Raw genomic sequence first — 2,953 nt, 5'->3', positions numbered from 1 at the left:
CGGTGTCGGACGCCCAGTTGCTCGACCTCGAAGACCGGGCCATGGCGCTGTTCGAGCGGATCGCGCAGGCGCGCGACATCAAGCTGCCGGACCGCGAGGTGATCCTGGGCGAGGACCGGAGCGGCCCGGCGGGAAAGCGCCTGTTCGCGTTGGCGTCTCGCATCCCGATCGGCACGGCCGACCGCTACTCGGTGCTGTCGGCACCGACGGCGGCCGCCCGCCTCGCCGCCCTGCGCGAAGCCGTGGACGCGGTCGCCGAAGTGGTGGAGTTTCAGCTTTCCGAATGACCGGGCGGCTTTCGCGGAAGGATGGTGCATGAAGGTACAGCTCCAGGTCAGCGGTTCACCGGCGCAGGCGGCCGCAAGCGCCGCCGAGATCGTCGCCACCGGCGCGGACGGATTGTTCACCTTCGAAGGCCAGCACGACGTCTTCTTTCCGCTGCTGATCGCCGCCGGCACGACCGGCCTGGACTTGATGACCAACGTGGCGATCGCCCCGCCGCGCAGCCCGCTGCACATGGCGCACTCCGCCTACGATCTGCAGCTCTACAGCGGCGGCCGGTTCCGCCTCGGCCTCGGCTCCCAGATCAAGGTGCACATCGAAAAGCGTTATGGCAGTAGGTGGGAGCGGCCGGCGCCACGAATGGCCGAAGCCATCGCCGCGATCAAGGCGATATTCGCCGCGTGGGAAGGCCACGCCCGGTTGGACTTTCGCGGCGAGTTCTACACCCACACCATCATGGCGCCCAATTTCAACCCCGGGCCCAATCCGTTCGGGCCGCCCCCGGTGCTGCTGGGCGCGCTGGGTCCGCTGATGACGCGCACCGCCGCCGAGGTCGCCGACGGCCTTTTGGTGATGCCGTTCAACAGTGCCCGCCACTTCGCCGATCGCACCGTCGCCGCCATCGCCGAGGGGCTGCGCCGCTCGGGGCGGTCGTTCGATGAGTTCCAGATCATCGCCCAGGCCATGGTGGCCGTCGGGCGCGACGAGGCCGACCTGGCGGCCGCGATCAACGGGGTTGCTTCCCTGATCGCGTTCTACGGCTCGACGCCGGCCTACCTGCCCGTGCTCGAGGTCGAGGGGTGGGCCGGTGTGCAGCCTGAACTCAACGCGCTGTCCAAGCAGGGCCGCTTCGCCGACATGCGCCGGTTGATCACCGACGAGATGGTGGCAAGGATCGGGATCGTCGGCACGCCCGAGCAATGCGCGGAGCAGATCGCCGCCCGGTTCGGCGAGCACGCCGACGAGGTGTGCTGTTACTTCCCGGGTTACACGCCGCGCCCAGCGGACGTCGCCGACATGATCGGTGCCCTGCACCGGGTGCCCGCGCTGCCATGAGCGAGGACCTGACGGTCGACATCGACTCGGGCGTGGCGGTGCTCACCCTCAACCGGCCCGAGCGGCTCAACGCCTACACCGCCGAGATGGGCGCGCTGCTGAGCCGCGCATACCGCGATTGCGACGACGATGACGATGTGCGGGCCATCGTGCTCACCGGAGCGGGAGGCGCGTTTTGCGCCGGGGCCGATTTTTCCGGCGACGCAAGCCCTTTCGACGCCCCCGCCGACGCCGGCGCGTTCTCGGCGTCACCGATCACGCCGGCCGCCTTCGAATTGCGCAAACCGGTGATCGCCGCCGTCAATGGCCACGCCATCGGCATCGGCCTGACCATCGCGCTGCAGGCCGACATCCGCTTCGTCGCCGAAGACGCGAAATACGGTGTGGTGCAGGTCCGCCGGGGCGTGCTGCCCGACTGCATGGCGCACTGGACGCTGACCCAGTTGACCACCCTGGGCGTAGCCGCCGACATCCTGCTGACCGGGCGAACCTTCGGCGGGGCCGAGGCCGCCGCCCTCGGCATCGCCAACCGGGCACTGCCCGCCGACCGGGTGCTCGACCATGCGCTGACCGTGGCCCGCGACATCGTGGTCAACGTGGCGCCCATGTCGGCGGCCCTGTGCAAACGCCTGCTGTGGGACACCGCGATCAACCACTACACACCGCGACAGGTCGCCGCGCTGGAAACGCGGCTGCACGAGCGGGTGATGGGCGGCGCCGACGCCGGCGAGGGCGTCGCCGCGTTCCGCGATCACCGCCCGCCGAACTTCACCGCCCGGCTGTCCCAAGAGTGGTCGCCGCTTCCCGAACCGTGAACCGGCGCGTATCAGACCGTGGCACAGAGCCTTTCGGAGAGGTCCCACAGTTCGGCCGCGCGCTGCGGGTCGCGGGCGTGCGGTGCGGCCTCGCCGATCCGGCAGTCCTGTAGGTAGAGGCCGCCCCGGTCGGCCAGCTCCGGAGTGACCGCCGCCCACACCTGTGTGGCCGCACCCTGTTCGGGCATGACGAACTCGAGGAAACCGTCGGAGGGTTCGGGGCTGTTCTCGGTGGCGAGCTTGCGCAGCCGCGAGAAATCCGCGCGCGACATGTACCGCGCGAGCGAGGTGGCCACGGTGCCCGGATGCACGGCGTAGGCCCGGATTCCCGCCCCCTGCAGGCGCCGATCGGCCTCCACGGCGTGCAGAATATTCGCCGTTTTGGACGCGCCGTAGGCGGCGAACTTGTCGTAGTCGCGCCGCTCCCAGTTGGGGTCGTCGAAGTCGACGTCGCCCATGACGTGGCCCCCCGAAGACAGGATCACGATCCGGGCCCCGCCGGCGGCGGTCAGCTGGGGGATGAGCAGGCGGGTGAGTTCGAAGTGCCCGAAATGGTTTGTCCCGATCTGTAATTCGAGACCGTCCCGGGTGCGTCCGAACGGCGTGAACATGACGCCGGCATTGTTCATCAGCACGTCGACGGCCGGGGTGATGTCGGCGATCGCGGCCGCCGCCGCCCGCACGCTGGACAGTGCCGTGAGGTCGAGCAGCACCGTCGAGGTCCGGGCGCCGGCGACCTCGGTCGCGATCCAGCGCGCCGTCTCCGCGAGCGCGTCGGCGTTGCGGGCGGCCAAGATGAC

At 69.9% G+C, this 2,953-nt stretch carries 3 protein-coding genes and 1 pseudogene; 3 read left to right on the top strand and 1 reads right to left on the bottom strand.

Translation table 11 applies throughout. The features are described from left to right. The 3 genes and pseudogenes from A5646_RS12450 to A5646_RS12440 all read left to right on the top strand — a co-directional run. Nucleotides 1-287, top strand: a pseudogene (locus tag A5646_RS12450) (ATP-dependent protease); the annotation flags it as partial. A gap of 28 nt (nt 288-315) precedes the next feature. Then, entirely contained in the window at nt 316-1,338 is a 1,023-nt protein-coding gene (locus tag A5646_RS12445) for a TIGR03617 family F420-dependent LLM class oxidoreductase (protein ID WP_067021921.1), read from the top strand. Then, nucleotides 1,335-2,153, top strand: coding sequence for an enoyl-CoA hydratase-related protein (locus A5646_RS12440; protein ID WP_067021919.1), 819 nt, complete (start codon nt 1,335-1,337; stop codon nt 2,151-2,153). The genes A5646_RS12445 and A5646_RS12440 overlap by 4 nt, the downstream gene beginning before the upstream one ends. A gap of 11 nt (nt 2,154-2,164) precedes the next feature. Here A5646_RS12440 and A5646_RS12435 read toward each other — a convergent pair. Then, on the bottom strand, nt 2,165-2,953 hold a 789-nt coding region (locus A5646_RS12435; protein WP_066879865.1), incomplete at its 5' end, for an SDR family NAD(P)-dependent oxidoreductase.

Source organism: Mycobacterium sp. 1245499.0 (assembly GCF_001673615.1).
GTDB lineage: Bacteria > Actinomycetota > Actinomycetes > Mycobacteriales > Mycobacteriaceae > Mycobacterium > Mycobacterium europaeum_A.
This window is presented reverse-complemented; position numbering and strand designations above follow the sequence as displayed.

What these genes read in the sequence shown, in the direction of transcription:
- A5646_RS12445 (WP_067021921.1), top strand. Translation starts at nt 316, where the DNA reads ATGAAGGTACAGCTCCAGGTCAGCGGTTCACCGGCGCAGGCGGCCGCA.
- A5646_RS12440 (WP_067021919.1), top strand. Translation starts at nt 1,335, where the DNA reads ATGAGCGAGGACCTGACGGTCGACATCGACTCGGGCGTGGCGGTGCTC.